This window comes from Flavobacterium chilense (assembly GCF_001602525.1).
Taxonomy (GTDB): domain Bacteria; phylum Bacteroidota; class Bacteroidia; order Flavobacteriales; family Flavobacteriaceae; genus Flavobacterium; species Flavobacterium chilense.
The window spans coordinates 31,278-57,092 of record NZ_LSYT01000012.1 but is presented as its reverse complement, the minus strand read 5'-3'; the positions used below and the strand labels follow the sequence as shown (position 1 = coordinate 57,092).

At 33.8% G+C, this 25,815-nt stretch carries 21 protein-coding genes; 13 read left to right on the top strand and 8 right to left on the bottom strand.

Annotated features, from left to right (window positions below):
• Positions 1-2 precede the first annotated feature (2 nt).
• Together A4F88_RS22745 and A4F88_RS22740 are read right to left on the bottom strand one after the other, a co-directional pair.
• Positions 3-1,433, bottom strand: coding sequence for an anion permease (locus A4F88_RS22745; protein WP_068845080.1), 1,431 nt, complete (start codon positions 1,431-1,433; stop codon positions 3-5).
• A 21-nt stretch (positions 1,434-1,454) separates the two neighbouring features.
• The gene (locus A4F88_RS22740; RefSeq protein ID WP_068845078.1) at positions 1,455-2,606 is read right to left on the bottom strand and encodes a porin; all 1,152 of its coding nucleotides are present in this window, start codon (positions 2,604-2,606) and stop codon (positions 1,455-1,457) included.
• A 552-nt stretch (positions 2,607-3,158) separates the two neighbouring features.
• On the opposite strand from A4F88_RS22740, the gene A4F88_RS22735 reads away from it, so the two are divergent.
• The 3 genes from A4F88_RS22735 to A4F88_RS22725 are packed head-to-tail and all read left to right on the top strand — an operon-like array spanning position 3,159 to position 6,669.
• Positions 3,159-4,544 carry a TolC family protein gene (locus A4F88_RS22735; protein WP_245179199.1) on the top strand — a complete coding sequence of 462 codons (1,386 nt, stop codon included), beginning with the start codon at positions 3,159-3,161 and terminating at the stop codon, positions 4,542-4,544.
• A gap of 11 nt (positions 4,545-4,555) precedes the next feature.
• Positions 4,556-5,509 carry an HlyD family secretion protein gene (locus A4F88_RS22730; RefSeq protein WP_068845074.1) on the top strand — a complete coding sequence of 318 codons (954 nt, stop codon included), beginning with the start codon at positions 4,556-4,558 and terminating at the stop codon, positions 5,507-5,509.
• Between the two features lie 2 nt (positions 5,510-5,511).
• Positions 5,512-6,669, top strand: coding sequence for an ABC transporter permease (locus A4F88_RS22725; protein WP_068845072.1), 1,158 nt, complete (start codon positions 5,512-5,514; stop codon positions 6,667-6,669).
• 61 nt (positions 6,670-6,730) lie between these two features.
• On the opposite strand, the gene A4F88_RS22720 is transcribed toward A4F88_RS22725, so the two are convergent.
• Positions 6,731-8,365, bottom strand: coding sequence for an ABC-F family ATP-binding cassette domain-containing protein (locus tag A4F88_RS22720; protein ID WP_068845070.1), 1,635 nt, complete (start codon positions 8,363-8,365; stop codon positions 6,731-6,733).
• A gap of 202 nt (positions 8,366-8,567) precedes the next feature.
• Between A4F88_RS22720 and A4F88_RS22715 the strand changes: the two genes are divergently transcribed.
• On the top strand, positions 8,568-9,011 hold the full coding sequence (locus A4F88_RS22715) for a PepSY-like domain-containing protein (RefSeq protein WP_068845068.1): 444 nt from the start codon (positions 8,568-8,570) through the stop codon (positions 9,009-9,011).
• A gap of 99 nt (positions 9,012-9,110) precedes the next feature.
• On the opposite strand, the gene A4F88_RS22710 is transcribed toward A4F88_RS22715, so the two are convergent.
• Both A4F88_RS22710 and A4F88_RS22705 read right to left on the bottom strand, forming a co-directional pair.
• Complete coding sequence (locus A4F88_RS22710; protein WP_068845066.1) at positions 9,111-10,286, bottom strand: GlmU family protein; 1,176 nt, start codon at positions 10,284-10,286, stop codon at positions 9,111-9,113.
• 196 nt (positions 10,287-10,482) lie between these two features.
• A complete protein-coding gene (locus A4F88_RS22705; protein WP_008464817.1) occupies positions 10,483-10,737 on the bottom strand; it encodes a type B 50S ribosomal protein L31 in 255 nt (84 codons plus the stop codon).
• Positions 10,738-10,988: 251 nt separating this feature from the next.
• Between A4F88_RS22705 and A4F88_RS22700 the strand changes: the two genes are divergently transcribed.
• The 6 genes from A4F88_RS22700 to A4F88_RS22675 all read left to right on the top strand — a co-directional run bounded on the left by A4F88_RS22700 (position 10,989) and on the right by A4F88_RS22675 (position 18,045).
• Positions 10,989-11,519, top strand: a complete 531-nt coding sequence (locus A4F88_RS22700) for a DUF4199 domain-containing protein (protein ID WP_068845064.1) — start codon at positions 10,989-10,991, stop codon at positions 11,517-11,519.
• 9 nt (positions 11,520-11,528) lie between these two features.
• On the top strand, positions 11,529-12,485 hold the full coding sequence (locus A4F88_RS22695) for a glycosyltransferase family 2 protein (RefSeq protein ID WP_068845062.1): 957 nt from the start codon (positions 11,529-11,531) through the stop codon (positions 12,483-12,485).
• A 129-nt stretch (positions 12,486-12,614) separates the two neighbouring features.
• Entirely contained in the window at positions 12,615-14,342 is a 1,728-nt protein-coding gene (locus A4F88_RS22690; RefSeq protein WP_068845060.1) for a phospho-sugar mutase, read from the top strand.
• Between the two features lie 5 nt (positions 14,343-14,347).
• The gene (locus A4F88_RS22685; RefSeq protein WP_068845058.1) at positions 14,348-15,385 is read left to right on the top strand and encodes a PDDEXK nuclease domain-containing protein; all 1,038 of its coding nucleotides are present in this window, start codon (positions 14,348-14,350) and stop codon (positions 15,383-15,385) included.
• On the top strand, positions 15,386-17,215 hold the full coding sequence (locus A4F88_RS22680; RefSeq protein ID WP_068845056.1) for an ABC transporter ATP-binding protein: 1,830 nt from the start codon (positions 15,386-15,388) through the stop codon (positions 17,213-17,215).
• Between the two features lie 128 nt (positions 17,216-17,343).
• Entirely contained in the window at positions 17,344-18,045 is a 702-nt protein-coding gene (locus A4F88_RS22675; RefSeq protein ID WP_068845054.1) for a hypothetical protein, read from the top strand.
• A 153-nt stretch (positions 18,046-18,198) separates the two neighbouring features.
• On the opposite strand, the gene A4F88_RS22670 is transcribed toward A4F88_RS22675, so the two are convergent.
• The 3 genes from A4F88_RS22670 to A4F88_RS22660 all read right to left on the bottom strand — a co-directional run bounded on the left by A4F88_RS22670 (position 18,199) and on the right by A4F88_RS22660 (position 23,223).
• Positions 18,199-18,921: a hypothetical protein gene (locus A4F88_RS22670; RefSeq protein WP_068845052.1), complete on the bottom strand. Its 723-nt coding sequence runs from the start codon at positions 18,919-18,921 to the stop codon at positions 18,199-18,201.
• A 135-nt stretch (positions 18,922-19,056) separates the two neighbouring features.
• Positions 19,057-21,516, bottom strand: coding sequence for a TonB-dependent receptor (locus A4F88_RS22665; protein WP_068845050.1), 2,460 nt, complete (start codon positions 21,514-21,516; stop codon positions 19,057-19,059).
• Between the two features lie 12 nt (positions 21,517-21,528).
• Positions 21,529-23,223, bottom strand: a complete 1,695-nt coding sequence (locus tag A4F88_RS22660; protein WP_082815839.1) for a M23 family metallopeptidase — start codon at positions 23,221-23,223, stop codon at positions 21,529-21,531.
• Positions 23,224-23,402: 179 nt separating this feature from the next.
• Between A4F88_RS22660 and A4F88_RS22655 the strand changes: the two genes are divergently transcribed.
• The 3 genes from A4F88_RS22655 to rny all read left to right on the top strand — a co-directional run bounded on the left by A4F88_RS22655 (position 23,403) and on the right by rny (position 25,764).
• Positions 23,403-23,693 (top strand): hypothetical protein, encoded by a 291-nt coding sequence (locus A4F88_RS22655; protein ID WP_068845046.1) that lies wholly within the window; start codon positions 23,403-23,405, stop codon positions 23,691-23,693.
• Positions 23,694-23,699: 6 nt separating this feature from the next.
• Positions 23,700-23,993, top strand: coding sequence for a cell division protein ZapA (locus tag A4F88_RS22650; RefSeq protein ID WP_068845044.1), 294 nt, complete (start codon positions 23,700-23,702; stop codon positions 23,991-23,993).
• Positions 23,994-24,201: 208 nt separating this feature from the next.
• Positions 24,202-25,764: a ribonuclease Y gene (gene rny / locus A4F88_RS22645; protein ID WP_068845042.1), complete on the top strand. Its 1,563-nt coding sequence runs from the start codon at positions 24,202-24,204 to the stop codon at positions 25,762-25,764.
• Positions 25,765-25,815 lie beyond the last annotated feature (51 nt).

The following is a 25,815-nucleotide window of genomic DNA, read 5'->3' as shown; positions in this document are numbered from 1 at the left end:
TTTTAAAAATAACCAATAATTCGGAGCCATAATCCTCCAATTACCATATAAATAAAGAGCATCACTAAACCGGTTACCAAACCTTTAACCCACCAACTCTTTAAGTCAACATATCCGCTCCCAAAGAAAACAGGCGCCGGACCATGACCATAATGTGTTAAAGTTCCGTAAAGTGATCCCACAAAACCCAGCATAAAAGCTAACAATAATCCCGGAATTCCAAGAGAAACTCCTACTCCAAGTAACGCCGCATACATGGCTGCCACGTGTGCGGTTGCACTTGCAAACAGATAATGGCTAAAAAAGTACACTAATACTATAATCGGGAAAGCCATTTGCCAGCTCAGTCCACCAATTTCAGCTTTTACCAAATTACTAAACCAGCCTATAAATCCCAGTTCATTTAGCGAACTTGCCATCATTACCAAAACCGAAAACCAAACAATGGTGTCCCACGCCCCTTTTTCGGCTTTGACATCATCCCAGGTTAAAACCGAGGTAAGAAGCAAAATGACCAAACCAATAAAGGCAGTTGTAGTAGCATCAATAGAAAACAAATCACCTGTCATCCATAAGAACAACAAAATAAAGAAAGTCAGCAACATCATCCATTCGTTGCGACTTATTGGCCCCATTTCTTTTAACTTTTGAGCTGCAATTTGAGGAGCATCACCTGTTTTTTTAAGTTCAGGCGCATAAATTTTATACAATACAAACGGAATCACAAAAAAGGACACTAAACCGGGAACTATGGCAGCCGTTGCCCAGGAAATCCAACTAATTTTAATTCCTAAATTAAGGGCAAATTTTTGACACATGGGATTACTCGCTGTTCCGGTTAGAAACATAGACGAAGCAATTAAATTGGCATTATAACTACTCAACGTTAAATAAGAACCTAATTTTCTATGAGTTTCCGGCTGATCTGGCATTGAACCAAAACTCATTGACATCGACTTCATAATAGGATAAATAATTCCTCCTCCTCTCGCTGTATTACTTGGTACAGCAGGAGCCAGAACCAAATCTGCCAAACCTAAACCATAAGCAAGACCCAACGAACTTTTTCCGAATATTCGAATAAACAAAAAAGCAATTCTGTTTCCTAAACCTGTTTTAATAAATCCTCTTGCGATAAAAAACGAAATACCTATAAGCCAGATCACTTTATCACCAAAACCTCTTAAAGCCAGTGTGATCGATTTTCCAGCTTCTCCCGGAGCCAAAACCTGCGACAAAGCAGTCAGAGCAATGGCAATCATACACATCGTTCCCATTGGAGCCGCTTTTAGGATAATCCCTAGAATTGTTGCTACGAAAATGGCAAACAAATGCCAGGCTTCAATTTTTACACCGTCCGGAGCAGGAATAAGCCAAATTGCGATTCCAACCGCAAGTGTAATCAAGGTTTGAGGAATTTTTACTTCTTTCATAAAAACAGGAATTAAATTATATTAAAGTCGGAGTTGTAGCTGAATCAGGAATAAATCATCATTATAAAAAGATGTATCCGGAACATTCTTATCATATCTGTCAATTTCAAACCCCATTTCTATACGTCCCAAATAAGCTTTACCAAACTCCAAACTTAACATAGGAGTATAGGTTTTACGAACATTTGAATTGATTTTATAATTATTATCAAAAGATTCAAATCGGCAGGACAACTCCAGTGAGGTTAATTTTTTATAATCGACCACATATCTCAGATTAGGCAGGAAATAAACTCCACGCATTTGATAATCTGCAACATTTGAAGTTCTTGAATCTGCAGGCAAGGAGAAATATAAATTATGATTGGTTCCCTGCTTATACTCTATTTGTAAATCAAACGTAAATCGATCTGTTAGTTTAAAATCACTGGTAATATCAGCACCCAAAGCAAAAACTTTTTGATCAGATCGCTTTCCTATTCCACCATTTAAACCCAGATTTATTTTATGCTCTTTAGACAAACCAAAAACCCATCGTGTAGCATATTGTTTCCCGTTGTCATTATCCATTTCCTGATTACGCCCGTTTCCGTTCAGAACAGAAACTGCATAACTTACAGGAATTTTACCAATGTCAAAATCTCCCGTTGCAGAAGCTCCAATTTGAAAACTCGTCCAGCCATTTTTTCCAAACTCATAATACTGATTCGAGAAATCAAATGATTTAATAATATCAACAGGTACTAATTCTTCTATACCAAAAGCAGGTCTGAATTGTCCTCCTGTTAAAGCGATATATTTACTAAAAGTATATTTCCCGTATGCATTTTCAAGGACTTTTCCTTTTGGGTCTGATTTAAAATCGGCCAGGTTTACCAAGATCACAACTTCGGTAGTGCTGCTTAATTTAGTATTAAGACCAACACGCATTCTTTTTATATCAAATGAACTCTGGGTAACTTCTCCTGTAGAATGATGCACACCTAACACATCGATATTATCGCCAAAACTTTCCAAATATCTGGCTTGTAAAAGTCCTTTAAATTGAAATTGAGGATATTTAACTGCACTTTCAGAATCTGTCTGAGAATCTGTAGCAGCAGTTTGGGCATTTATAAAAAATGGAAATATAAGAAAGACAAAAACAATTTTTAAGTGTAAAGATCTGATCATAAACTCTAAAATAAAAATTAAGCCAATATTAGCTGAATTTGAAACCTAAATCTCAAATCGTATTTTATATTAAACAATAATTCACAATTTTTCAGCAACCAATATTTGATATGCTGTATCCAAAGTTTACTTTTTTAATTTATGTCGATTTTGTGGCATTTGTTTTTGATTTAAATACGTTCTTTCAGATTCAAAAATTGGTTCAAAATCCAAAAGCAGTGTTTTCTAACATTCACTAAATGTAAGAATCTTTTAAAGCGATTTTAGAATAAACACACTATAACTATCTTAATAGTATGTTAATTAAAAATTACGATGACTAAGGTATAAAAAAAATATAAATATCTAACTACTAACTATAACTTTCTGTATAGCAAGATAAACAGGTCAAAAGTGTTTTTAAAAAATCTCATAGATTACTTTCTGCAAAAATAGCACATGTAAGATTAATATTCTTAACTTTGTAAATACCCCTATCGCTCTTTAAATCTGTCTTTTTGAATATCTTACAAAAAAGTGTTTAAGATTTACTATAACTCCAGAAACAAAATTATGATGAGAAAACATTTACCTATTTTCATTTTCTTTCTTTTTCTAAATTACAGCTATAGCCAGATCGAAGTTTCTACAACCCTGGAAGATGCTATAAATAAGGCTATAGAAAAAAGTGCTTCATTAAAAAACAAGGATTTAGATATCGAAAAACTAAATCTTCAGGAAAAGGGAGTCTGGAATAAATACATTCCAACCATTGAAGCCAGTGCACTTTACTCTTATTTTGACAATAAACTAACTGTCGATCTGCCTACGGCTACCATTCCTATTGTGAATTATCCGTTATTTGACGGAAAAACTGCTTTTAAAAACTATGGAAACATTTTCAATGGAAGTGTAATGGCAAAAACGGTTCTTTTTAGCGGAATGCAAATTCCTAACGGAGCCAAAGCTATACAGGAAAAAACCAAAGGAACCGAGTTCTTAAAAGAATCCGAAAAAGATCAAATCATAAAAGATGTTATCAATACATTTGATCAGCTTGAACTTTTAAAACAAATAGAAAAACTAATAAAAGACAGCGAAAACAGACTGGACACTGAAACCAAACGCGTCACAAAAGCTATAGAACAAGGACTTGCAGTTCCGTATGACAGAGATAAAATAAAACTGGCTTCTCTGGAATTAGCTTCAAAAAAAATTGAATTAGACGGAAAACGAAAGTTGGTCTATAAAAAGATTCAGTATCTCACCGGTTATTCGGTAAACGAAATTGAGAATGTTCACTATAATTTGGTTCCTTATCTGATTGCGGATGAAAAGTTAAGCACTCAGAATAAACAAGAAATAAAAGCCTTAGAATCGTTCAAAACCGCTTATGAATATCTGCTAAAAAAAGAAAAAGGCACTTATTTACCTACTCTAGGTGCTTTTGGAGGTGTTTCTTATTCGAGTTTGTTTAATGCCAATGCTACAACACCTGTTATTACCGGAATCAACGAGGCATTGTATCTGGGTTTAAACGAAGTAACTATAAGTAACAACTGGGTTGTAGGTGCCGCTATGAAATGGGAAGTTTTTTCTGGTTTTGAACGAAAACACAAAGTTCATGAAGCTAAAATAAACATTGAGCAGGTTCAGAACCAAATTGATGATACAAAAGAAAAACTAGAATTGCTTCTGGAGAAAAATCTTGTTGACTATACGGTATTAACTCAAAAAATAGACATTACACAACAGCAGGAAAAAGTAGCCGGTAATAACCTGAATCTGGCAATCAAGCAATACAAAGAAGGTCTGATCAATGTTTCGGAACGGCTTGAAGCAGAAAATGACTCTTATAAAGCATCAGTAAACAAAACAACCACTTTAATAGAGCAACGCTTATCTGCTATCGAAACTATCATCGCTACCGGAGATTTATCAAAAAAACTATCTAAATAAAATTTCTATTTATGAAAAAAGCAATTATCATAATCGGTTTCATTTTCGTTTTTATCAGTTGTCAAAAAGATAAAAAAGAGAATATAATTCAGGGAAAAATAGAAAAGGAACAAATTGCCGTTGTTAGTAAAGTACCCGGCAAGATTTTAAAAATATTTGTCAAAGAAGGAGATCTTGTTCAAAAAGGAGACACGCTGGCTATTCTTGATATTCCGGAAGTAGATGCTAAAAAAAGCCAGGCCGAAGGCGCCGTAACATCTGCCAAAGCACAATATAAAATGGCTGTAAAAGGCGCTACCGAAAATCAAATCAAACAACTTGAAGCCAAAAAGATGGGTCTAAAAGAGCAATATGAATTTGCTCAGAAATCTATCAAGCGATTAACAAACATGCTTAAAGACTCTTTGATTTCGCAACAAACCTATGATGAAACTTTTGCCAAATACCAGGGAGCCCAAGCGCAATATAACGCCGTAATTGCAGAATTGGATGATGCAAAAAAAGGAGCCCGTATTGAACAGCAAACTATGGCTTTGGGACAACAAGACAGAGCTCTTGGCGCTTTACAGGAAGTCGAAACTGCTGATAAGGAACGTTATATTATTGCTCCGCAAAATATGAGTATCGAAACCATTACACTAAATCTTGGCGAACTTGCCCTGCCGGGTTATACTTTATTTAATGGCTACATTGAGAACAGCACTTATTTTCGTTTTACCATACCCGAAAATAAGTTAGCAAAATTCAAACAAGGTCAGGAAATCACGGTTCATGTTCCTTATAAAAAAGAAGATCTAAAAGGAACCGTTTCTACCATAAAACAATTAGGCGCTTACGGCAATATTGCGACAGCATATCCGGATTATGAAATGCAGGAAAGTTTATTTGAAATAAAAATAACGCCTTCAAAACTAGACGAAACAAAAGATCTTATTACAAAAACAACCGTTACTTTATCTCTTTAACTATGCAAAATTTCTTTTCATTGCTTAAACGGGAATTCCGGTTATTCTGGAACAACAATGTACTTCGACTATTATTTATTGGCGCACCAATACTTTACGGAGTTCTGTTAGGATATGTTTATGGTAAAGGCAAAGTGACAGATTTACCTATAATTGTTGTAGATCAGGACCGATCTGAATTAAGCTCAAAAGCCATCCAGATGTTTGAAGATAATGAAGTTCTCTCGATTGCTTCAATTCGATATGATCAAAATAATCTTTCTCAGCTTGCTATTCAAAAAGAAGCGACTTGTGTTGTGATTATTCCGAAAGGTTTCGAAAAAATGACACTCACCAAAAAGTATCCTGAAATTACTACTATTGTCAATACATCTAATGTCCTAACGGCCAATTATGCTTCGACAGCCATACAAGTCTGCCTTGGAACATTAAAAGCCGGTGTTCAAATCGAAACTTTAAGAAAACAAGGTGTTCCGGAAAATCTGCTGGCTTCACAATACGAGCCTTTTAAAACTACATTTATTAAAAAGTACAACCGAAGTACCAACTATATGTATTTTCTCTGGCCGGGCGTTTTGGCAACAGTGCTACAACAGGTTCTTTTGTTGGGACTAGCCCTTTCATTTGCTTCAGAATTTGAAAACAGAACTTTTAAAAACCTGGTTCAACGGTGTCCGTCAATTCTAAAAATGTTAGCTGTAAAAATTATTCCGTATATGATTATGAGCTTTGGCGTATGGCTTATTTATTGGCTTTTTACTTTATGGTTCAGACTTCCGTTTTACGAAAATTTACTTCCACTTACATTTATCGCCGGTATATTTGTCCTTTCTGTTTCTTTTATTGGAATTTTAGTCAGTGTTGTGGTTCCGAATCAGCTTAAGGCCACAGAAATCCTGATGGTTATTGCAACACCAAGTTTTATACTAAGCGGATTTACTTGGCCATTAAGTCAAATGCCACAGGCTGTTCAGGCTATTGCCAATGTTATTCCGCTGACTCATTTTCTTAAAGCTTTCAGGATACTAATAATTGAAAACGGAACTTTTTCACAAACAACAAAACCTATCTGGAACATGATCATTATAGGTTTGGTCTGTTTTGTTGCAGCTTATATTGCTTTGTACTTTAAAAAGAAAAACGTTTTAAAAGAAGCCTAAAAACAAAAAAGCACAAGAATTAAACTTTCTTGTGCTTTAAAATGATGTTATTTCAACTATTTTATTTTTCTATCTCTCTCATCGAGTCCATTTTCTTATGAGCAAGGAAACCAGCTACATCTTCAAAATGCTCTTTAACTCGTTTATTACCAAACTCAAAAACTTTAGTTGCTAATCCGTCAAGGAAATCACGGTCGTGAGAAACCAAAATCAAAGTTCCGTCAAAATCACGTAAAGCATCTTTAATAATGTCTTTCGTTTTCATATCCAGGTGATTCGAAGGCTCATCAAGAATCAACAAGTTTACTGGCTCCAATAATAATTTAATCATTGCCAAACGTGTTTTTTCCCCACCTGAAAGTACTTTTACTTTTTTGGTAATGTCATCTCCCTGGAACATGAAAGCTCCCAAAATATTTTTAATCTGCGTACGAATATCTCCAACTGCAATGGCATCAATGGTTTCAAAAATAGTAGCATTTTCATCTAATAATGAAGCCTGATTTTGAGCAAAATATCCAATTTGTGCGTTATGACCAATTTCAACACTTCCGGAGTCAACGCCTATTTCTTTCATGATCGCTTTGATCATAGTCGATTTTCCTTCTCCATTTTTTCCAACAAAAGCTACTTTCTGACCGCGTTCGATTACAATATTAGCATCTTTAAAAACGACATGATCCCCATAAGCCTTAGACATTTCTTTTACAATAACAGGATATTGACCAGAACGTGCTGCAGGAGGGAATTTTAAACGTAATGCAGATGTATCTACTTCATCAACCTGAACAATCTCCAGTTTCTCCAACATTTTTACACGAGACTGAACTGCATCTGTTTTTGAAAATGTTCCTTTAAAACGATCAATAAAAGCTCTGTTGTCAGCAATCATTTTTTGCTGCTCATCATAAGCTTTTTGCTGATGAATACGACGGTCTTTTCTTAATTCTAAGTAATGGGTATATTTTGCTTTATAATCGTAGATTCTTCCCATTGTTACTTCGATCGTACGATTTGTAATATTATCTACAAATGCTCTGTCGTGCGAAATTACCACAACGGCTTTTGCCGAATTCACCAAAAACTCTTCTAACCATTGAATACTTTCGATATCCATGTGGTTGGTTGGCTCATCCAGTAAAATTAAATCCGGTTTTTGTAATAAGATTTTAGCAAGCTCAATACGCATTCTCCATCCTCCTGAAAACTCAGAAGTCTGTCTTGTAAAATCTTCGCGTTCAAAACCTAAACCAACTAAAATTTTCTCCACTTCGGCTTCGTAGTTTACTTCTTCAATAGCGTAGTATTTCTCACTTAAGTCAGAAACTCTTTCGATTAGTTTCATATACTCGTCACTTTCGTAATCGGTACGAACTGTTAATTGCTCATTGATTTCGTCGATTTCGGCTTTCATTTTAAAAATCTCACCAAAAGCTTTAGATGCTTCTTCCATTACAGTTGAGCCATCTTTTGTCAATAAGTGCTGAGGCAAATACGCTACAACAGCATCTTTTGGCGTAGAAATACTTCCGGTCGAAGGTTTGCTTTGACCTGCAATAATTTTTAAAAGTGTCGATTTTCCCGCACCATTTTTACCCATAAGGGCTATTTTATCATTTTCATTGATAGCAAAAGAAACATCGCTAAAAAGTGTAGTTCCACCAAACTGAACCGAAATATCGTTAACTGTAATCATTTAGATTTTTAGATTTTTAGACTGCTTAGATTATTAAAATTCTTTGCAAGTATTTTTTTGAAAGCGCAAAGATAGATTAATTAGAGTATTAGACAATATTATTTAGACGACTGTCATTCTTGTTTTTAAAATCGCGTAAATATTCTTACAGATTCTTAATTTTTAGTATTACCTTGTATAATAATTTTAAAATCAGCAAAATATGAAAACGAAATTAAATCTGACCGCTTCTATAATTGCAGGATTATTATTTGGATTTTCTGCAAATGCGCAAAAAACGGTAATTAAAAAAGAAGCTTTACCTGCAAATGCACAAACTTTTTTAAAGACTCACTTTGGGTCAAAAAAGCCAAGCTATATATTAGAGGACAAAGAAATTCTTTCTACAGAATACAAAGTTCAGTTTGATAATAAAATTGAAATCGAATTTGATAAAAAAGGAAACTGGAAAGAAGTTGACGGTAAAAGCGCTAAAATCCCATCATCTATAATTCCTAAAAAAATTGCTTCGTATATAAAAGTTAATTTCCCTAAAGAAAAAGTCACCAAAATAGAAATAGGAACTTTTGGCTATGAAACAAAACTAACCAACGGGTTAGAATTAAAATTCAATTTGAAAGGTGATTTTAGTAAAATCGATAGGTAACATTTAATCCTAAAACATATAAACCCGACAGATTTTTGAAATCTGTCGGGTTTACTAAATTATCTTATTATCAAATTGACTAATTAGATAATTAGATAATTAGTCTTTTCTCCACTTTTTAGTTTCTTCAAAAATGTGTTCTAAGATTGCTGCTTCAGTTTCGTCAAAATCTATGTTTCTTCGTCCCATTACCAGTTTTGCAGTTTCAAAAGCTTTTTTGGTTACATAAGTTGTAAAACCTGCTGCTCCGCCCCACGAAAAACTTGGGACAAAATTGCGAGGAAAACCGCTTCCAAAAATATTAGCACTTACTCCAACTACAGTTCCGGTATTAAACATTGTATTGATTCCGCATTTACTATGATCTCCCATCATTAAACCGCAAAACTGAAGTCCGGTTTTTGCAAAACCTTCTGTTTCATAGCTCCACAATTTTACTTCTTCGTAATTGTTTTTCAGGTTTGAATTATTACTGTCTGCACCAATATTACACCATTCGCCCAAAACAGAATCTCCTAAAAACCCATCATGCCCTTTGTTTGAATTGGCAAACAGAACAGAATTTTTAACCTCTCCTCCTATTCTTGATCCCGGACCAACAGTTGTGGCTCCATAAACTTTTGCATTTAGCTTTACCTGTGCATTTTCGCATAAAGCAAAAGGACCACGAATTACGGTTCCTTCCATAATTTCGGCATTCTTACCTATATATATTGGACCTGTTGAAGCATTTAGAGTTACAAATTCCAGTTTTGCACCTTCTTCAATAAAAATATTCTCCGGCGCAATTACATTGACACTTTTAGGAATTGCCTGTGATTTTCTATCTTCTGTCAAATAAGCAAAATCGGCACGAATTGCCGCGTCATTTTTTGAGAAAATATCCCAGGTGTGTTCTATAGTAAGACAATCATCATTGTATTGAATGATTTCATACGAATCAAAATCAACTTCTTCCTGATTTTCGGTTGTAAAAAAAGCAATAACATCATCTCCTTTAAAGATTGCCTGGTTTTCTTTTAAATCTGAAACCATTTCAGCAAGCATATCATTTGGTAAATATGCAGCATTTATCATCACATTTTCCTCCATTTCCACCATCGGAAATTTGGCAGACAAATAATCTTCGGTAATGGTCGTAATGGTAGACCCTAAACGGCTTTCCCATTTTTGACGAATCGTCATTATTCCAATTAATATGTCAGCAACAGGTCTTGTAAATGTAAAAGGCAATAAAGCATTCCGGACAGGACCGTCAAAAAGGATGTAATTCATAAATAAATTTGTTACTTGTTAAAATCTTGATTTGGTTATCGGGGTCAAAGTTACAAATATTTCTGTTTTACATTAATCGTGTCTGTTCATAAATAAAGAAAATACCTCTATAATTTAACATCTTGTTCTTTATAAAAAAGACGGCATAAAAAAAGCCTTCCGGTCCGGAAGGCTTTTGTATAAATAAAAACAGCTATTATTTTTTAGCGTGTTTTGCATATTTAGTTTTGAATTTATCAATACGTCCTGCAGTATCGATAAGTTTAGATTTACCAGTATAAAAAGGGTGAGATGTTCTAGAAATCTCCATTTTTACAACTGGATACTCAACTCCGTCAACTTCAATTGTTTCTTTTGTATCTGCTGTAGATTTAGTGATAAAAACTTCGTCATTTGACATGTCTTTAAATGCAACTAATCTGTAATTTTCTGGGTGAATTCCTTTTTTCATCTTTTCTTTTTATTTATTGTTTAGAGCATTTTTATTTTGAAGCTTTTTCATGGTTAGAAAAAGGTGTAAACAAAGGATACTCTTTTTTGTTTAAAAATTTAATTATTTTTGAGTGTGCAAATTTACAATTCTTTTTTAATAAACAAATACTTAGCCCACTTTTTTTTGCCTAAATTGAAAAAGCTTTTTTTATCTCTGATTATAGTGGTAATTACTATATTTGTGGATTAATTTTAAAACATATAGAAAATATGATTAATGAAGTTATAAAAAAGAATGGAATTACTTATGGTGTAATGATTGGTGTTGCATCTGCGTTGATTACTGCTACAATATATGCGGTTGATTTAAATTTATTTACTGCATGGTGGATGGGACTTATAGGTATTGCAATAAGTATAACTATTAGTATTATTTTACTTTCTAAAACCAAAAGAGAGTTAAAAGGTATTTTCTCTTTCAAAGAAGCATTTACCACTTATTTTATAGCTGCAGTAATTGGAATTCTGATTTCTACATCTTTTAATATTATCTTATTTAATTTTATTGACCCAAGTGCAAAAGACACTTTAAGCGAACTAATGATTAAATATACCGTTGGAATGATGCAAAAATTTGGATCGCCAGCTTCTGTAATTAATGAGACAATCGAAAAAATGAAACTAAGCAATCCTTATTCTACTTTAGAACTATTAAAAGGATCTGTTTTCGCGATTGTAATTAGTGCCGTTTTTGGATTAATTTTCGCAGCATTTTTTAAAAGCAAATCTACACAAGAATAAAAAACATAAATGAATTTATCTATACTTATACCGCTTCTAAATGAGGAGGAATCACTACAAGAACTCTATTCATGGATTATTAAAGTGATGCAATCTAACAATTACTCTTATGAAATCATTTTTGTAGATGATGGCAGTACAGATGATTCTTGGAATATTATTGAAAGTTTCTCTAAGAAAAACCCAAATGTAAAGGGAATTCGTTTTATGAAAAACTTTGGAAAATCTCAGGCTTTACATGCCGGTTTTGCAAAAGCCCAGGGTGATGTTATTATTACAATGGATGCGGATTTGCAGGATAGTCCGGATGAGATTCCGGGATTGTATGAAATGATTACAGCCCAGAAATTTGATTTGGTTTCCGGCTGGAAAAAGAAACGTTACGACTCTGTTGTAGCAAAAAACCTTCCGTCTAAACTTTTTAACTGGGCAGCCAGAAAGACATCGGGGGTTGAACTGAATGATTTTAACTGCGGATTAAAAGCATACAAAAACACGGTTGTAAAAAACATTGAAGTTTCGGGCGAAATGCACCGATACATTCCTGTTTTGGCAAAAAATGCCGGTTTTAATAAAATTGGCGAAAAAGTGGTTATTCACCAGGCTCGTAAATATGGTGAAACGAAGTTTGGAATGGAACGTTTTATTAACGGTTTTCTGGATTTAATCACAATCTGGTTTTTATCCCGATTTGGAAAAAGACCAATGCACTTATTTGGGGCAATTGGATCGGTGATGTTTATCATTGGATTTCTATTAGCGGGTTATATTGGAATTTCGAAGTTATACCATATGTATAACGGAATGAAGTATAGCTTAATTACCAGTAATCCTTGGTTTTTTATCGCCCTGACAACCATGATTTTAGGAACTCAATTATTCTTAGCAGGTTTTCTTGGTGAGATTATTTTAAGAACCAAAAGCAATGAAGCACGTTATAAAGTAGCCCGAGAGGTTAATTTTTAACGAAAGGTCCTAGCCCTGATGGGAACGGCATCCTTTTGTGGCGGGGTTCGCCACAAAAGATATAGTGGACAGCAGGACTGGCTCCTGAAAAAACATTATCTTTAATTAAATACTAAAAAAGACATCTACATGAATATAGCACCTAATATTTTAAATGCTGTAAACGAATGGCTGACGCCTACATTTGACAACGAAACTCAAGCTGCGGTTAAGGAATTAATGACTACGTCGCCAAAGGAACTGGAAGAAAGTTTTTATAAAAACCTGGAATTTGGAACAGGCGGAATGCGTGGCGTTATGGGTGTTGGAAACAACAGAATAAACAAATATACGCTTGGAAAAAACACTCAGGGTTTATCTGATTATTTACATCAGGTTTTCCCAAATCAACCCTTAAAAGTGGTTATTGCTTATGATTGCCGTCATAACAGTAATACTTTGGCAAAAGTAGTTGCCGATGTTTTCTCGGCAAACGGAATTCACGTTTATTTATTCTCTGATTTACGTCCAACCCCTGAATTGTCTTTTGCGCTTAAATATTTAGGTTGCCAATGCGGAATTGTATTAACAGCTTCTCACAATCCACCGGAATATAACGGATACAAAGTATATTGGGAAGATGGCGGACAAATTGTTCCTCCGCAGGATGCAGCGATTATTAATGTAATCGAAAATTTAGGCTACGACAAAATCAAGTTCAATGCTAACGAAAGCCTTATTGAATATATTGACACTGAGATTGACAAAGCTTTTATAAAATCATCTATAGAAAACGCAAGTTTTAATACTCCGGCTGAAGCCAAAGATAATTTGCAAATTGTTTTTACTTCACTACACGGAACTTCTATAAAATCGATTCCGGACACTTTATCACAGGCTGGTTATAAAAATGTACACATTGTACCTGAGCAGGCTATTCCTGACGGAAATTTTCCAACAGTAAAATCTCCAAATCCCGAAGAACCTGAAGCTTTGACAATGGCTTTGGCCCTTGCTGATAAAACAGATTCAGATATTGTTGTGGGAACTGATCCTGACTGTGACCGTTTGGGTGTTGCTGTTAGAAATAACGATGGCAAAATGATTTTGCTTAACGGAAACCAAACAATGATTTTAATGACTTCTTTCTTATTGAAACAATGGAAAAAAGCCGGAAAAATTAATGGTAAACAATTCGTAGGCTCTACTATTGTTTCGACTCCAATGATGATGGAATTAGCAACAAGTTATGGCGTAGAATGCAAAGTTGGTCTGACTGGTTTTAAATGGATTGCCAAAATGATTAAAGATTTTCCTGAACTTGAATTTATTGGTGGCGGAGAAGAAAGTTTTGGTTTTATGGTAGGTGATGCTGTTAGAGACAAAGATGCTGTTGCCGCTACTTTATTAATATGCGAAGTTGCAGCTCAGGCAAAAGCAGCAGGAAGCAGTGTTTACAAAGAACTTTTACAACTGTATGTTGAAAATGGTTTCTATAAAGAACACTTAGTTTCGCTGACTAAAAAAGGAATGGAAGGTTTACAGGAAATCAATCAGATGATGATTGATTTACGTCAGAATCCTTTGAAAGAAATCAGCGGACAAAGAGTAATTATGGTAGAAGATTATCAATCGTCTATTGCTTTAAATTTATTAACTGGTGAAGAATCTACAATGGAGATTCCAAAATCTAATGTATTGATCTATTATACTGAAGATGGTTCTAAAATTTGTGCAAGACCAAGCGGAACTGAACCAAAAATCAAATTCTACATTAGTGTGAATGCAGAATTAGACTCTGTTATGAATTTTGATGCTGCCGAAAGTTACTTAGACGAAAAAATACAAAATATCATTGCAGGAATGCAATTGAAATAAACAAAATGAGTGACAAACCTGAAACAAATGATGAACCTGAACTATTAGATTCAATAATTGGATTAATAGATCAGTCTCGTCATTTTGTTGCTAAAACAGTGAATCAGGAATTGACGCTTTTATATTGGAAAATTGGAAAAACAATCAATAACGAGATTCTTAAAAACGATAGAGCTGATTACGGAAAAAAACTCATTAAAAATTTAAGCGAAGAGCTATCCAATAGATACGGAAGCGGATTTAACAAAAGAAACATTCACAGCTTCATCAGGTTAAACGCTACATTTCAAGACCTTACAATTGTGCACACAGTGTGTGCACAATTAAGTTGGTCTCACATCAGAACTTTAATTTATATTGACAATAATATAAAACGTGAATTCTACATTCAGATGAGTGCTCACGAACGCTGGAGCGTACGAACCTTACAAGAGCGCATTGACAGTATGCTTTTTGAAAGAACTGCCATCAGCAAAAAACCCGAAAAAACTATAATTAACGACCTGGAGTTATTAAAAACTGAAAAACAAATTAGTCCTGATTTAACTTTTCGGGATCCTTATTTTTTAGATTTCTTAGGTCTTCACGATAGTTATTCAGAAAAAGATTTAGAAAGTTCAATCTTAGCCCAATTACAAAATTTCATTACCGAAATGGGCAGCGAATTTGCCTTTCTTGCACGCCAAAAAAGAATCACCATTGATGATGAAGATTTCTATATCGACCTGCTTTTTTACCATCGTGGTTTACGCCGATTGGTTGCAATTGACTTAAAATTAGGAAAATTTAAAGCCAGCTACAAAGGTCAAATGGAGCTTTATTTACGTTGGCTAGAGAAAAATGAACAAAAAGAAGGAGAAAACAAACCAATTGGATTAATTTTGTGCAGTGAAAAATCTCCCGAGCAAATTAATTATTTAATGCTTGACAATGATGAACAAATCAAAGTTTCGGCTTATTTAACCCAATTACCTGAAAAAAAATTATTGCTGGAAAAACTCGAAAGAGCCATTGCCATAGCAGAAAATAACATCCACAAATAAATGAGTAATTTTAAAAAAATAGTTCCTTTTATATATCCATATAAAAAATACGCATTCCTAAACATCTTTTTTAATGTTTTGTACGCGCTTTTCAGCACACTTTCATTTGTTGCTTTAATACCAATGCTTCAGGTTCTATTTGACAAAACCAAAGCAAATCACGTAAAACCTGTATACAACGGAATACTCGAGCTTAAACAATTTGGCGAAGATTATTTAAGCTATTATATTACTACCACAAAAGGAACACACGAATCCGGATATGTCTTATCTGTAATGGTTGCCATTATTATTTCGATCTTTTTATTAAAGAACTTAGCTGATTATTTGGCTATGTTTTTTATTAACTTTTTACGAAATGGCGTCTTAAGAGATATGCGAAATTCTTTGTATAAAAAAACACTGGAATTGCCTTTGGCTTTTTATTCTGAAAAAAGAAAAGGAGATATAATTTCCAGAATTTCAGCAGATGTAAACGAGGTACAAAACTCATTTCTAGCTATTTTGGAACTTATCGTAAAAGAACCGCTTACCATAGTTTTCACTATAGTAGCAATGCTAATCATCAGTGCGAAACTAACCATATTTGTTTTTATATTTATTCCAATTTCCGGATATATCATTTCATTAATTGGGAAACAGCTTAAAAAACAATCCAGTAAAGCACAGCAGGAACAAGGCGCTTTTTTATCTACTATTGAAGAAACTATAGGCGGATTAAAGGTGGTTAAAGGATACAATGCCGAAAACTATTTTAATACTGTTTTTCAGAACTCTACTGAACGTTTTTTCTCATTATCAAACAGTATTGGTAATCGCCAGAACTTAGCTTCTCCTGCTAGTGAATTTATGGGAATTACTGTAATTGCGATATTACTTTGGTACGGAGGTCAAATGGTTTTGATAGACAAAACATTAGAAGGCGCTGCATTTATTGCTTACATGGGTCTTGCTTATAACATCTTAACTCCGGCAAAAGCAATCTCTAAAGCTTCCTATGGGGTAAAAAGAGGAAACGCAGCTGCAGAACGCGTTCTTGAGATTTTAGACCAGGAAAATACTATTGTTTCAAAAGAAAATGCCATTGAAAAAACAACTTTTGACGATAATATTAGCGTTCAGAATATTAATTTCAAATATGAGAATGAAACTATTTTAAAAGACTTCTCTCTTCAAATTAAAAAAGGCCAGACTGTTGCACTTGTTGGTCAATCCGGAAGTGGAAAAAGTACTATGGCAAATTTGTTAACTCGTTTTTACGATGTTAATGACGGATCTATTTCTGTTGACGGAATCAATATTAAAGATATAAATCTACAATCACTTCGTAATTTAATCGGATTAGTGACACAAGACAGTATTTTATTTAATGATACAATTAAGGCAAATATTGCCTTAGGAAAATTAGACGCTACTGATGATGAAATTATCGAAGCGCTAAAAATTGCAAATGCCTATGAGTTTGTAAAAGATCTGCCTTTAGGAATTTACACCAATATTGGCGATAGTGGAAATAAAATTTCAGGCGGACAAAAACAACGTTTATCAATCGCGAGAGCAGTATTAAAGAATCCACCAATTATGATTCTGGATGAAGCCACTTCTAATTTAGATACAGAAAGTGAAAAATTTGTTCAGGTTGCACTTGAAAACATGATGCAGAACAGAACTTCTATTATAATTGCTCACCGACTTTCGACGATTCAAAAAGCAGACGTAATTGTAGTAATGCAAAAAGGAAAAATCGTCGAACAAGGAACCCATGAAGAACTGATTGCACATAATGGAACTTATAACAAATTGGTAACCATGCAGTCTTTCGAGTCTTAAAATTCTATACAAAGCTAAAATAACGCACAGATTAAGGAACCATTAAAACTAAGTTTATTGTCCTTAATCTGTGTTTATTTTTATAACTTTAGACTAGTTAAAGAATAAATCATTTTAAGCTGTAGAGAATGTATCTGAAAAATCCGAACATAAAGCTTCCTGATGATCCGGATACAATTGTCTGGAAATACTTAGATTTATCTAAATTCCTTGATTTATTATTGTCTAAAAAATTATTTATGTCCCGTTCTGATAAATTTGAAGATCAGTACGAAGGCACTTTTAGCGAACCTACTTATGAGGAGATTAAAAAACTGGCGATTGACAATCCTGAATTTTTAAATTACTACAAAACACATCGTGAAAAAGTAGCTATTAGCAGCTGGCATATTAACGAATATGAATCTTTTGCCATGTGGCAGATTTTCACCAAAAACAATGAAGGTCTGGCGATTCAGTCTACAATTGGAAGACTTCAAAAAGCAGTAAAGCCTGAAAACAACTTTGATCAGTATATTGGCGAAGTAAATTACATTGATTACAAAAAAGAATATATCCCGTTTGATGACTTATTCTTTCCGTTTTTATTTAAAAGAAAAAGCTTTCAATACGAACGCGAAGTACGTATTCTGACCGACACTTCAAAAAGCGATCTTAAATTAAATGACGGATTAAAAATCAATGTCGACCTTAAGCAATTAATCGAAAAAATATACATTCACCCAAAATCAGAAAACTGGTACAAAAAGCTGGTAATCGAACTCGTAGAACGTCTGGATTTTGGTTTTGAAATTGAAAAATCTGATTTGGAAAGTGATATATTAATTTAAAGGTTCTAAGGGACTAAGATTCTGAGGGACTAAGGTTTTGAGGTACTAAGATTCACCAATCTTTGACATAAAGAAAGGCTGTTAAAAATTATATTTTTAACAGCCTTTCTTTAATTACATCTAAAAAACTTAGAATCTTAGAACCTGAGCACCTTAGATAGGTTTATAACTCTTAACTTCCCATTTTTTAGAACCCAGATCTATATAGTTATAATGTAAAACATCATTTTTATCAAATTGTCCGTTTTGGTTTGTGTCTTCAATTGTTCTAAAATACAAACGGTTTTTAGATTCGATTAAACTCCAGTCTACCAATTCCTGAAAATCTTCAGAAACCTTAGTAAAATGCTCTCCGCTAATATCACTTAAATATAAAGTTTTAATATCGCTCGTATCAATTTTACCATCTTTATTGGTATCTGCATCAGCCAAAGTATAAACCATGATCTGATTTTGAGTTTTATCAGCAACTGTTTTTAAATAAGTTGCTGTTAAAATTAAAGCCGGTTTATCTGTCAAAGGTCTGATAGAATCTGAATCTACTTTTTGAAATTTCAGGTTTTGTAAATAGCCCGTAATTTCATATTCGCCTAAATTAGAAATCGTAAAACTAACATCGTTCACACTCGAAGATCCGTAACGTGCTTTTGTTCCTTTTTCATACACTCTTAAATCACCAACAGGATGAATCAGATAACTGGTTCCTTCCATCTGAATAGGCAAATCAGCCACTTCAATCTGTGTTGAATCTGTTTTTGCAACAACATTTGCTTTATTTGAAGCATCATAAATTACTTTTGGCTTCTGCACTTCATCCTTACAACTCACTAATGTTCCGATGATTACTAAGGCTATATATTTTAAGGAATTTTTCATGTCTGCAAATTATATTAGAATATCAAATATAGCATTTTTGATTGTATTATCTATTTTTATTGAATTTTACTAACATCAGGCACTTTATTCAACACACAGGATGCTATTCTTATTACAACACAATTCAATTAACACTTATAATCTTGCATTAATCTTTAGATTAAAAACTCTTGAAGTCATGTAATTTGGAATCGCATATTGATTTTTAGAATAGACATCACGAACCCAGGTATTGGTTATTGCATTTTGATTATTAAACAGGTTAAAAATCTCTACTCCAACAGATAATTCTTTAAAATTTTTCAGCCAGTTTGCTTTAGCAACTTTAGTACTATTATCTACAAAAACCTTAGCAAAACCAACATCTACCCTACGATAATCATTTAATCGGCTTTGGTATAAGTACGGATCAGAATATGCAGGAGCACCGCCAGGCAAACCTGTATTATAAACTAAATTTAAATACAATTTTACACTTGGAATATTAGGCATATAATCCTGAAACAGCATAGCAAATTTTAAACGCTGATCTGTTGGTCTCGCGATATATCCTTTATCTGCATAATTTTCTTCGGTTTTTAAATATCCAAAACTAATCCACGATTCTGTTCCCGGAACAAACTCTCCGTTTAATCTAAAATCAAGACCTTGCGCATAAGCTTTTGCATTGTTATTGGCAACATAACGAATTCTGACATTATCAATCGAATAGACATTTACATCTGAAAGTGATTTATAATAAAGTTCTGTAACCCATTTAAAAGGACGATTCCAAATTTTAAAGTTATAATCATTACTCAAAACAACATGTACCGCCTCCTGTGCTTTTACATTTGGATTCACCACTCCGTCTAAATCGCGAAGTTCTCTATAAAAAGGCGGCTGATGATACAATCCTCCTGAAAGCCTGAAAACCATATCCATATCCCAATCCGGTTTTATAGCAAACTGGGCACGCGGACTTATTACAATTTGATTTTTTCCTTCAACAGCAGCTCCGGAAACATTCCAGCTTTGGAAACGCGCTCCTAAATGATACCAGATTTGATTGGATCCAATCTCTGCTTTTTTATTAAATTGTGCATAACCCGAAAATCGGTTAATGGTATTGTAATTTGTAGCACGAACATCCTGATAAGGCAAAAGCGGCCCTGTATAAGGTTGATAAGGCTGATTGTTTTTTGGTAAAACAACGATTGGCGGATTTATAGAAAAACCAGCAGAATCTATCATCTCCCACTCTACAATTCGGTCACGAATAGATTCTCTTGTATATTTTAAACCAAATTCTAACTGGCTGTCATTTTTCCATTCTTTAAAGCCTTTAATCTCAGCATTTGCAATTAATGCGTCGAGATCATTTCGGGCATGGCTCAGTTGCGAACCAATACCGCGTGTAAAATCGACTTGAGTTGTTTGATCTTCACCCACATTTCCAAGGCGATATTGTGCCAAAATATCAAAATGTTCTTGCTCTGTAGTATGAAATAAGGAACCAATAAACTTTAAAGTCAGACTTGGAGAAACTTTATAAGTTGTTTTTAATGCTCCAAAATAAGTATCGTACTGATCTCTTTCTTTTCCCTCATAATACACTGCAAGGGACATAGGCTGATCTATTGTTCCAAATTTTGTTTCGCGGGTTAAAGGCTGGTATAAATATTTATTCTGCGAAATATTTCCTAAAAAACTCACCTGCCATTTTTTAGAAATATCATAATTTATATTGGTCTGAATATCGGCAAAAGTTGGTGTATAATTGGTTTGCGTATCCTGACTGTTCACTAACAAACTATTATTACGATATCGGACTCCGGTAACTGCTGACCATTTTTTATTTTTAGAAACTGCATCAACAGAAACACTTCCTCCAAGTAAGCTCGCCTCCAGAGAAGCACCAAACTGAGTTGGTTTTCTGTAGGTAATATCGAGAACAGAAGATAATTTATCTCCAAATTTTGCCTGAAATCCTCCTGCCGAAAAATCAACGTTCTGAACTAAATCTGTATTGGTAAAACTTAATCCTTCTTGTTGTCCTGAACGAATTAAAAAAGGCCGGTATACTTCAACCTCATTTACATACACCAGGTTTTCATCATAATTCCCGCCTCTCACTGCATATTGTGTACTGAGCTCATTGTTTGAATTTACACCAGGCAAAGTTTTTAGAATATTTTCGATTCCGGCATTTGCACCCGGAATTTTCTTAATAGTAGCTACATCTACAGTGGTAATTCCCTGAACACGTTTTTTATTTTTGGACGAAACAAAAACTTCTCCCATTTGCTCTTCTGAATTACTCATTACGGGATTAAAAACAAAAATCTCGTTAGGCTTTAAACTCACCGTTAAGCTTATCATCTTTAATGAAATGTGGGTAAAAATCACAGAAGCTTTTTTATTGGAAAGTACATCTATTTCAAAATAACCATTGGAATCTGATTGTGTACTATTCTTAGCTGAGCTAATATTTACATTACTAACCGGACGGTTTTCATTGTCTAAAATAACTCCTTTAACATGAGCATTTTGAGCAAATGATAAATAGCTACTCCATAAAAAAACAAAAACGAATATTATTTTATTCTGATTCAAACGTTTGGGGTTTTATTTTTGTTGGCTTCTAAAAAAATGAGTTTCAAAGATAGCAGAATTTCCTACATTGTCAACTACTTCTATTTTTAAATCATTTGCACCTTCAGCCAGTAAGGCGTCATCAAATGTATGCGTAATTTTTTTTGTTTTATTTTCATATTCGAATAAAACCCAATTTCCGTTCAAATAACCATTATAAGACTTAATTCCTGAAGAAGCATCGCTTATTACAAACTCAATTTTCTTCTGGTCACTAATCCATTTTCCTTCAATTGGTTTAAGAATTTTTATAACCGGAGCGATGGTATCCAACACCAATCCAAATTGTCCTAATGTTTTTGATTTCGCGGTAAAAACATCACCTTTTCTGATTGTTCCATTATAACTACTGCTGTTTCCACTCATTCTTCCAATGAAAAGTTTATCTCTTAGTGCTTCCGGATAAGAATCATCTTTGATTGTAATGGTAAAATTAGAATGTACAGGAACTGTATCATCATGAATATAGATACGTTTGTTTTTCACATCAAAATTCAAATTAAAATCATCATAAAAAGTTCCTGCCGGAAAAAAAACAGACATATTATCTTTTTCGAAATTAGCATCTTTGCTGACTTTAATAAAATATTTTGACGTTACAGGTTCTGCATTTACAATTGGTGTTGCGGCATCGTATTCAATTGGAACCGTAATAGCACTTAAATTTCCGAAATAATCCGAAACTTCAATTCTATAGGTAGAAGCTAAATTCGGCTCGACCGGAATAATTCCACGAAGCGAATCGGTTTTAATAATACTTAAAGCATAAGGTGTTTTCATGAAAAGCTTCTGAACACGCTGACCGGATTTTTTATATTTACCATAGTCAATTAAAGCATTAACAAATCGCATTTCATCAAATGAATAGGTGTTGAACTGATAATTATAGTTTTGATTTCCGTTTAAAAAAGTAGAAACATTAAAAACGCCATTTTTGTTAAACGAAACATCATCATAATCTACTGCTGAGATTCCAAAACCAAATTTTCCGTTTGCTTTTACTTTACTTGCCAGATACGTACCGTCTTTTTGCAAAGCAACATTCAGCAATAAAGGTTGTTTGGACTGATTGACTGTCGTATTGCCTAAAGGATATACATAAACACTGGAAATAGTAGGTTTTTTGGTATCTTTTATGTTTTTATCAAATCCAAAAAATATTGGATTGATAACAAATTCTGTTTTGGTATCACGAATTTCAAAATGCAAATGTGGACCTTCTGATGAACCTGTATTCCCTGACAAGGCAATTAACTGACCTTTTGTGACAGGCAGTTCATTGGGCTTAAGAAACATTTCAATTTCATATGCTTTTTCTTTGTAATGCGTTTTTTTTACATAATCCTGAATTGGTCCAAGTGTAGTTTGCAGATGTCCGTAAACAGAAGTATACCCGTTAGGATGTGTAATATAAATACATTTTCCGTTTCCAAAAGTTGAAATTTTTATTCTCGAAACATATCCGTCAGCAACCGCATAAACATTTAATCCCTCCCTTTGATTTGTTTTTAAATCGAAGCCGGCATGAAAATGATTAGGCCTTAACTCCCCGAAATTCCCGGAAAGCTGCATTGGAATATCAAGTGGCGGACGAAAATCATTTTTGGGATATTGCGTTTGAGCAAAAGCAAAATGACAAAAAAACAGTGTAAGTAATGAAAATCTCATAAGCAACATTTTTGCTAAGATAAAAAATAAAGGAGCGAAAACCGAGTAAAAAGCCACAAAAATACAATCGATTGAATTTCATTTATTTGTCTATTTTTAATGCAAAAAAATCGAGAAAAAATTGCATTAATAAAAAGGAATACTAACTTTGTATGATTAAGTAATGAATAGGATTTATAATGAGTGTAATTGCCGAAATAATTGATACTCTTGAATATAAAGTCGAAAAGCTTTTTGAGAAGTCAAAAGGCCTGGAGAAAAACAATCAGGTTTTACGATTAGAATTAGCCAAAGCTGCGCAAATTATCCAGAAACAATCTGAAGAAATGGAGGCTTTGAAGAAGCAATATGAAACACTTAAAATAGCCAATTCGTTGCTCGGCAGCGATAATAACAAGAGAGAGACAAAGCTTAAAATAAATTCATTAATTCGCGAGATTGACTACTGTATAGCACAACTATCAGATTAGAAAAACATGGACGGAAAGCTTAGAATTAAAATATCAATTGCAGACAGAGTTTACCCATTAACGGTAGATCCAGCCCAGGAAGAAGGACTTAGAAGTGCTTCAAAAAAAATTGATGCTATGATCAAGCAATTCGAAGAAAGTTATGCAGTTCGTGATAAACAAGATGTTCTGGCTATGTGTGCATTGCAATTTGCATCACAAGTAGAACAAAAACAAATTGATAACGCAATCGATGGCGAAGAAACTATCGAGAGAATTAAAAAATTAAATTCGCTATTAGATCAATATCTCGAAAATTAAACGTTCTTTACAGAAACTAAGATACTGCCTACATTAGTTCACAATTGGTAAACTCAACACTAACAATTTAGAATGAGCAAATCGTCGCTACTATAGTATGCCCAGCTTTGACCGGGAAACTTGAACAGTGAGTTAGCTCAAAACTTGTCTTTACGAGTTTATTCAAGCAATTAATGTAGGCTTTTTTTATATATAAATTTTAATAAACATGGACATAATAACGATCATTATTTCAGGTATTATAGGTATTGCAGCAGGTTTTGCAATAGCTAAAATTATCGAAAAAAGCAATATCTCTAATTTAATCAAAAACGCAAAAAAAGAAGCAGCTTCCATTTTAAAAGACGCTAATTTAGAAGCAGAAAATATCAAAAAAGATAAAATTCTTCAGGCAAAAGAGCGTTTTATCGAATTAAAATCAGAGCACGAACAAGTTATTTTAGCCAGAGATAAAAAAGTTGCTGAAGTAGAAAAAAGAGTACGTGATAAAGAATCTCAGGTTTCAAATGAACTTTCGAAAGCTAAGAAAGTAAATGACGATTTTGAATCTAAAACACAAGAATACAATAACAAAATTGAAATTTTAGATAAAAAACAAGCTGAAGTTGATAAGTTACACAAAAGCCAGTTACAACAACTTGAGGTAATCTCAGGCCTTTCTGCTGATGAAGCAAAAGAACAATTAGTTGAAGGCTTAAAAGCTGAAGCTAAAAGCAAAGCGATGTCTCATATTCAGGATACTATCGAAGAGGCAAAACTTACTGCTCAACAAGAAGCTAAGAAAATTATCATCAATACAATTCAAAGAGTTGGAACAGAAGAAGCGGTTGAAAATTGCGTATCTGTTTTTAACATTGAATCTGACGATGTAAAAGGTAGAATTATTGGTCGTGAAGGACGTAACATTAGAGCTCTTGAAGCTGCAACCGGAGTAGAAATCATTGTTGATGATACACCGGAAGCTATTATTCTTTCTTGTTTTGACCCGGTTCGTAGAGAAATTGCCCGTTTGTCATTGCATAAATTAGTAACTGACGGACGTATTCACCCGGCACGTATTGAAGAAGTAGTAGCTAAAACAGCTAAACAAATCGACGATGAAATTATTGAAGTTGGTAAACGTACCGTTATTGACTTAGGAATTCACGGTTTACACCCTGAATTAATAAAAGTGGTAGGTAGAATGAAATACCGTTCTTCTTACGGACAAAACTTATTACAACACTCAAGAGAAGTTTCTAAACTTTGTGGTATCATGGCAGCCGAATTAGGCTTAAATGTAAAACTGGCCAAAAGAGCCGGTTTACTTCACGATATTGGTAAAGTTCCGGATACTGAAAGCGATTTGCCTCACGCATTATTAGGTATGCAATGGGCAGAGAAATATGGTGAAAAAGAAGAAGTTTGCAACGCTATTGGAGCCCACCACGACGAGATCGAAATGAAATCATTATTATCTCCAATTGTTCAGGTTTGTGACGCTATTTCAGGAGCAAGACCAGGAGCAAGACGTCAGGTATTAGATTCATACATTCAACGTTTGAAAGATCTTGAAGAAGTGGCTTACGGATTTAGCGGTGTAAAAAATGCATACGCAATTCAGGCAGGTAGAGAATTACGTGTTATTGTAGAAAGCGAAAAAGTTTCTGATGACAATGCAGCTAATTTATCTTTCGAAATTTCGCAAAAAATCCAAACCGAAATGACTTATCCAGGTCAGGTAAAAGTTACGGTAATCAGAGAAACCAGAGCAGTTAATATTGCTAAGTAATCTCTTTTCTTTATAAAACAATAAAGGCTATCTAATTCAAGATAGCCTTTA